At 74.5% G+C, this 6,328-nt stretch carries 9 protein-coding genes; all 9 read left to right on the top strand.

What is annotated here, in order from left to right:
- On the top strand, positions 1 to 118 hold a 118-nt coding region (locus HGA02_RS08155), incomplete at its 5' end, for a Trp biosynthesis-associated membrane protein (protein WP_168678601.1).
- 109 nt (positions 119 to 227) lie between these two features.
- Positions 228 to 533 carry an HGxxPAAW family protein gene (locus HGA02_RS08150; protein ID WP_168678600.1) on the top strand — a complete coding sequence of 102 codons (306 nt, stop codon included), beginning with the start codon at positions 228 to 230 and terminating at the stop codon, positions 531 to 533.
- 100 nt (positions 534 to 633) lie between these two features.
- Complete coding sequence (locus tag HGA02_RS08145; RefSeq protein WP_168678599.1) at positions 634 to 1,149, top strand: DUF4190 domain-containing protein; 516 nt, start codon at positions 634 to 636, stop codon at positions 1,147 to 1,149.
- Positions 1,150 to 1,153: 4 nt separating this feature from the next.
- Positions 1,154 to 1,555: a DUF2752 domain-containing protein gene (locus HGA02_RS08140; RefSeq protein WP_168678598.1), complete on the top strand. Its 402-nt coding sequence runs from the start codon at positions 1,154 to 1,156 to the stop codon at positions 1,553 to 1,555.
- Between the two features lie 52 nt (positions 1,556 to 1,607).
- A complete protein-coding gene (locus HGA02_RS08135; protein ID WP_168678597.1) occupies positions 1,608 to 2,204 on the top strand; it encodes a DUF4190 domain-containing protein in 597 nt (198 codons plus the stop codon).
- A 143-nt stretch (positions 2,205 to 2,347) separates the two neighbouring features.
- Positions 2,348 to 3,160, top strand: coding sequence for an indole-3-glycerol phosphate synthase TrpC (trpC, locus tag HGA02_RS08130; protein ID WP_168678596.1), 813 nt, complete (start codon positions 2,348 to 2,350; stop codon positions 3,158 to 3,160).
- Between the two features lie 41 nt (positions 3,161 to 3,201).
- The gene (trpB, locus tag HGA02_RS08125; protein WP_168678603.1) at positions 3,202 to 4,473 is read left to right on the top strand and encodes a tryptophan synthase subunit beta; all 1,272 of its coding nucleotides are present in this window, start codon (positions 3,202 to 3,204) and stop codon (positions 4,471 to 4,473) included.
- Between the two features lie 73 nt (positions 4,474 to 4,546).
- Positions 4,547 to 5,404, top strand: coding sequence for a tryptophan synthase subunit alpha (trpA, locus tag HGA02_RS08120; protein WP_343035373.1), 858 nt, complete (start codon positions 4,547 to 4,549; stop codon positions 5,402 to 5,404).
- Between the two features lie 140 nt (positions 5,405 to 5,544).
- A complete protein-coding gene (locus HGA02_RS08115; RefSeq protein ID WP_124343974.1) occupies positions 5,545 to 6,321 on the top strand; it encodes a PspA/IM30 family protein in 777 nt (258 codons plus the stop codon).
- Positions 6,322 to 6,328: the final 7 nt, after the last annotated feature.

The following is a 6,328-nucleotide window of genomic DNA, read 5'->3' as shown; positions in this document are numbered from 1 at the left end:
CGCCTCGCGCACCTGGCAGGGACCGTCGCGTCGGCACGAGCCGCCCGCGGCGGGCGGCAAGCCCGTCGACGAGCGTGGCGCGTGGGACGCGCTGAGCCGCGGCGACGACCCGACCTGACCGTGTCCTGCGGTGGCCGTGCGCAGGTCGTGCGCAGGTCCTGCGCAGGTCGGAGGGCCGCGCGGTCCGATAGGGTGGGCCGCGAACCGAGCACGAAGGGCACCACCTGATGTCTGACCAGTCCCTCGCGCACCGCGCGCAGAACGTCACCCGGACCGAGACGGTCCACCTCCCGCCCGCGACCCCGCCGGTCAACCACGGCAAGACGGTCGCCGGCTGGACGACCACGTACGGCGTCCTCGTCGGCGGTGTCGTCATGTCCGTCGCGGTGGTCTTCGCGCTCGTGTGGCTGTTCTGGGTCGGCCTCGGTGTCGCCCTCGTCGCCCTCGTGCTCGGCAAGGTCCTGCAGGGCATGGGCTACGGCCAGGGCGGCGTGCACACGCAGTCCAAGGACGGACGACCCGGGGCGCACTGACGCCCGGCCCGTCCGCGGGCAGCTCGATCCCGCGCGCGGCCGCACGCGGGCCCCGTCTGCGACCGGCCGTGACCCGGTCGCCACTCCGCCTGGAGGATGGATGTCGACCCCCAACGAGCCGCAGAACCCGTTCGAGAAGGGCTCCGAGCCCGAGGGTGGCGCGCCCGGCTACCCCGCGGCACCGCCGCCGCCCGCCGGTGGCTACCCGGCCGCCCCGCCGCCCCAGCAGTCCCAGCCGCAGGGCTACCCGTCGGCGCCGCAGTACCCGTCGGCCCCGCAGTACGGCGGCGCCCCGCAGTACGGCGGCCAGCAGGCCTACGGCACCCCGTACCCGAAGAACAGCCTCGGCGTGTGGGCGCTCGTCCTCGGCATCGCGTCGTTCGTGCTCTCGTGCGGCCTCGTGACGGGCATCCCGGCGATCATCGTCGGCAACAACGCGAAGAAGGCCGTCCAGCGCGGCGAGGCGAACAACGGCGGCCTCGCGACCGCGGGTGTCGTGCTCGGGTGGATCGCCACCGTGCTGTCGATCCTCGGCATCATCCTGTTCGCCGTCCTGTTCTCGAACGCCGAGTTCCGTGACGCGTTCGTCGACGGCTACAACTCCTCGAGCTACTGACGTCGTGGCGGCGTCCGGCCTGGCCCGGACGCCGCTGCTCGTCGGTGCGGGGACGCTGCTCGCGACGGTCGCGGTCGCCCTCCGCGACCCGCACGTGCCGGGCAGCTGGGGCGCGTGCCCCCTGCACCTGCTGACAGGGCTGTGGTGCCCCGGCTGCGGCGGGATGCGCGCCGTGCACGACCTCACGCACGGCGACCTCGCCGGGGCGTGGGGCATGAACCCGCTGCTCGTCGTCCTGCTGCCGCTCGCGGTCGCCGGGTGGGCCGTGTGGACGTGGCGGGCGGCCCACGGGCGTCGCACGCACGCGCCTCGGCACCCGGCCTGGGCGTGGTCCGCGCTCGCCGTCGTCGTGACCTTCGCGGTCCTGCGCAACCTCCCGCCGCTCGCGCCGTACCTCGCCCCCTGACCGCGCCCGCCGCGCGCCGCCCGGCCGCGGCCAGCCCTCCCGGAGCCCGACGATGAGCAGCACCGACCCGCAGGACCCAGCGACGCCCGCGTCCGACCCGTGGCGCAAGCCCGAGACGAGCACGACGGGCGGCGAGCCCCCGGTGCCCGGCACCGTGCCCGGCGCGACGCCGTACGCGCCCGGCCCCGCGTACCCGTCCGGCCCGGGGTACTCGTCCGGCCCCTCGTACCCGTCCGGCCCCTCGTACCCGTCCGGGCCGGCGTACCCGTCCGACCCGACGTCCGCGTCCGGCCCGGCCGCACCGGCGTACGGCGCCCCGGTGCAGCACCCGGCTCCGGGCGCCTACCCGCAGGCGTACGGCTACGGGTACCCGGCCTACGGCGGCTACTACCCCAAGAACAGCTACGCGGTCTGGTCGCTCGTGCTCGGCATCCTCGGGCTCGTGTCGTGCGGCCTCGTCACGGGCATCCCCGCGATCGTCGTCGGCAACAACGCCAAGAAGGCCGTCGCGCAGGGTGAGGCGGACAACCCGGGCATGGCGACCGCGGGCGTCGTGCTCGGCTGGATCGGCACGGGGTGGTCCTCGCTCGTCGTCGTCGGCTACCTCGTGTTCGTCGTCGTGATGCTGGTGACGACCGCGTCCGCCTGACCGGCGCCCGGCACGGCCGCCCGGTCCACGGACCGGCCTGTGGTCGGGGTCACCCGACGGTCCCCGTACCATGGCCAGGTCAGACCCGCCCGCCACCACGGCGCGAGCGGACTGGGCCGACCGGGGGAAGGGGTGAGGCTTCGATGACCGTGCTCGACGACATCGTCGCAGGCGTCAGGGAGGACCTTGCTGTCCGGGAGGCGGCGACGCCGCTCGCCGCCGTCAAGGAGCTCGCCGCCAAGCGGCCGTCCGCGATCGAGTGCGTCGGCCGGCTCCGCGTCGAGGACGCGGTCACGGTCATCGCCGAGGTCAAGCGGTCCAGCCCCAGCAAGGGTGCGCTCGCCACGATCACCGACCCCGCCGCGCTCGCCGCCGAGTACGAGAAGGGCGGCGCGACCGCGATCTCCGTGCTGACGGAGGAGCGCCGGTTCAAGGGTTCGCTCGCGGACCTCGACGCCGTGCGCGCCCGGGTCGACATCCCGGTCCTGCGCAAGGACTTCGTCGTCAGCCCCTACCAGGTGTGGGAGGCGCGCGCGCACGGCGCGGACCTCGTCCTGCTGATCGTCGCCGCGCTCGAGCAGACGGTCCTCGAGTCCCTGGTCGAGCGCGTGCACTCGCTCGGCATGACGGCCCTGGTCGAGGTGCACGACACCGAGGAGGTCGCGCGCGCGGTCGACGCCGGCGCCCGCGTGATCGGCGTGAACGCGCGCAACCTCAAGACGCTCGACGTGGACCGCACGACGTTCTCCCGCGTCGCGCCGTCGATCCCGTCCGACGTCGTCAAGATCGCCGAGTCCGGCGTGCGCGGGCCGCACGACGTCATGGACTACGCACGGGCGGGCGCGGACACGGTCCTCGTCGGCGAGGCGCTCGTCACGGACGACGCCCCGCGCCAGTCGGTCGCCGACCTGGTCGCCGCGGGCGCGCACCCCTCGCTGCGGGCGGTGCGCCAGTGACCGCACGTCGCGGCGCCGGGCCGTCGGACACCCCGCTGCACCTGGACACCGCGGGCGGTCCGCTCGCGACGCACGCCGGGCCGTACTTCGGCGACTTCGGCGGCCGGTACGTGCCCGAGGCGCTGATCGCGGCGCTCGACGAGCTCGACACCGAGTACCACAAGGCGCTCACCGACCCGGCGTTCGGCCGGGAGCTCGCGCGCCTGCACCGCACCTACACCGGGCGCCCCAGCCCGCTCACCGAGGTCCCGCGGTTCGCGCGGCACGTCGGCGAGGGCGTGCGGGTGTTCCTCAAGCGCGAGGACCTCAACCACACCGGCTCGCACAAGATCAACAACGTGCTGGGCCAGGCGCTCCTCGTGAAGCGCATGGGCAAGACGCGCGTCATCGCGGAGACGGGCGCGGGCCAGCACGGCGTCGCGACGGCGACCGCGGCGGCGCTCCTCGACCTCGAGTGCGTCGTCTACATGGGCGAGGAGGACACGCAGCGCCAGGCCCTCAACGTCGCGCGCATGGAGCTCCTCGGCGCGACGGTCGTGCCCGTGACGATCGGGTCGCGCACGCTCAAGGACGCGATCAACGAGGCGCTGCGCGACTGGGTCGCGAACGTCGAGACGACGCACTACCTGCTCGGCACGGTGACCGGCCCGCACCCGTTCCCCGAGATGGTGCGCGACTTCCACAAGATCATCGGCGAGGAGGCGCGCGCGCAGCTCCTCGAGGAGATCGGTCGCCTGCCCGACGCCGTCGCGGCGTGCGTCGGCGGCGGGTCGAACGCGATGGGCATCTTCAACGCGTTCCTCGACGACGCCGACGTCCGGCTGTTCGGCTTCGAGGCCGGTGGCGCGGGCATCTCGTCGGGTCGTCACGCGGCGCGCTTCTCGGGCGGCCTGCCGGGCGTCCTGCACGGCGCGAAGTCCTACCTGCTGCAGGACGAGGACGGCCAGACGCTCCCGAGCCACTCGGTCTCGGCGGGCCTGGACTACCCGAGCGTGGGCCCCGAGCACGCGTGGCTGCACGACATCGGCCGCGCGCAGTACCGGCCCGTGACGGACGACGAGGCGATGGAGGCGTTCCGCCTCCTGTGCCGGACCGAGGGGATCATCCCCGCGATCGAGTCCGCGCACGCGCTCGCCGGCGCGATCCAGCTCGGTCGCGAGGCCGCGACGTGGCGGGGCGACGACGGCCACGACCCGGTGCTGCTCGTGAACCTGTCGGGTCGCGGGGACAAGGACGTCGCGACGGCGGCCGCGTGGTTCGGCCTCATCGAGGACGAGCCGGTCGTGCTGGCCGACGAGAACGAGCAGCTGTGACGTCGCCGCCGGGCGACGGGACGACGAGGACGACACGGCGGCGACGCACGCGGTCGGGCGACGAGGAGGGCCAGTGAGCACGGTGGACGTCCGGTCGGCGACCGGGGAGCGGCTCGACGCGCTGCGCGCGGGCGACGGCGGGGCACCGGGGCGCGCGGCGCTGGTCGGGTACCTGCCCGTCGGCTTCCCGACGCTGCCCGGGTCGGTCGACGCGGTGCGGGCGATGGTCGACGCGGGCGTCGACGTCGTCGAGCTCGGCGTCCCGTACACCGACCCCGTCATGGACGGGCCCGTCATCCAGCGTGCGGTCGACGTCGCGCTCGGCGGCGGCACGCGCGTGCGCGACACGCTCGCGGCGGTCGAGCAGGTCGCGGGCCGCGGTGCGCCGGTGCTGGTGATGAGCTACTGGAACCTCGTCCTGCGCTACGGCGTCGAGGCGTACGCGCGCGACCTCGCCGCGGCCGGCGGTGCCGGGCTCATCACGCCGGACCTCATCCCCGACGAGGCGCAGGACTGGGTCGCCGCGTCGGACGCGCACGGCCTGGACCGCGTGTTCCTCGTCGCCCCGAGCTCGACGCCCGAGCGGCTCGCGTCGACGAGCGCCGCCTCGCGCGGGTTCGTGTACGCGGCGTCGACGATGGGCGTGACGGGGGAGCGTGCGACCGTCGGCTCGCGGGCCGAGCAGCTCGTCGCCGACGCGCAGTACCTCGCGCAGGCCGACGTCGAGCAGGCGGACGCCTACCGCTACCAGTCGACGGGCCAGCGCGGCATGGGCGGCGGCCTCAACGGCGTCGGCGGGATGGTGCTCGGCGGCATCCTGCTCGACTCGATCCTGCGGGGCGGCGGCGGCTGGGGCGGCGGCGGTGGAGGCGGCGGGGGCGGCTTCGACGGCGGCGGGTTCGGGGACGGCGGCTTCGGCGGCGGCTTCTGACCTCACGAGTCACGACCCCACCGGGGACCGACGCCCACGCACGGACCGCGGCACAGGACGAGCACGACAGCACGAGCGACGAGCACGACACCACGAGCGCAGGACCACGGCACGACCACGGAGCGAGGGAAGGCACGGCGATGACCGAGAAGCAGAGCATCTTCGGGCGGATCACCCAGCTGGCGCGCGCGAACATCAACGCGCTGATCGACCAGGCCGAGGACCCGCAGAAGATGCTGGACCAGCTGGTGCGCGACTACACCAACTCCATCGCCGAGGCGGAGCAGGCGATCGCGCAGACGATCGGCAACCTGCGGCTCGCGGAGCAGGACTACAACGAGGACGTCGCCGCGGCACGCGAGTGGGGCGGCAAGGCCCTCGCCGCGTCGACCGCCGCCGACCAGGCACGTGCCGCGGGCGACGCCGTCAAGGCCGACCGCTTCGACAACCTGGCCAAGGTCGCGCTCGGCAAGCAGATCCAGGCGGAGGGCGAGGTCCGCGAGGCGGAGCCGCTCATCGCGTCGCAGCGCGAGACCGTCGAGAAGCTCAAGTCCGGCCTGGCGCTCATGAAGGACAAGCTCGGCCAGCTCAAGACGCGGCGCGACACGCTCGTCGCCCGGCAGAAGTCGGCGCAGGCGCAGCAGACCGTCCAGACCGCGATCTCGTCGATCAACGTGCTCGACCCGACGAGCGAGCTCGCGCGGTTCGAGGAGAAGGTCCGCCGCGAGGAGGCCATGGCGATGGGCCAGGCCGAGCTCGCCGCGTCGTCGATCGACGCGCAGTTCGCGGAGCTCGAGGCGTCGGGCGCGCAGATCGAGGTCGAGGCGCGCCTCGCGGCCCTCAAGCAGGGCAGCGCGCCGCAGGCGCTCGGCACGACGCCGGTCACGCCGCAGCTGGAGGCCGCGCCCGAGCAGTGACGCCGCG

Origin of the sequence: Cellulomonas septica (assembly GCF_012396155.1) — a bacterium.
Classification (GTDB): Bacteria; Actinomycetota; Actinomycetes; order Actinomycetales; family Cellulomonadaceae; genus Cellulomonas; species Cellulomonas septica.
This window is presented reverse-complemented; position numbering and strand designations above follow the sequence as displayed.

Excerpts from the sequence above, each read along its gene's own strand:
- HGA02_RS08150 (WP_168678600.1), top strand. The coding sequence starts at position 228 with ATGTCTGACCAGTCCCTCGCGCACCGCGCGCAGAACGTCACCCGGACC.
- HGA02_RS08145 (WP_168678599.1), top strand. The coding sequence starts at position 634 with ATGTCGACCCCCAACGAGCCGCAGAACCCGTTCGAGAAGGGCTCCGAG.
- HGA02_RS08135 (WP_168678597.1), top strand. The coding sequence starts at position 1,608 with ATGAGCAGCACCGACCCGCAGGACCCAGCGACGCCCGCGTCCGACCCG.
- trpC (WP_168678596.1), top strand. The coding sequence starts at position 2,348 with ATGACCGTGCTCGACGACATCGTCGCAGGCGTCAGGGAGGACCTTGCT.
- HGA02_RS08115 (WP_124343974.1), top strand. The coding sequence starts at position 5,545 with ATGACCGAGAAGCAGAGCATCTTCGGGCGGATCACCCAGCTGGCGCGC.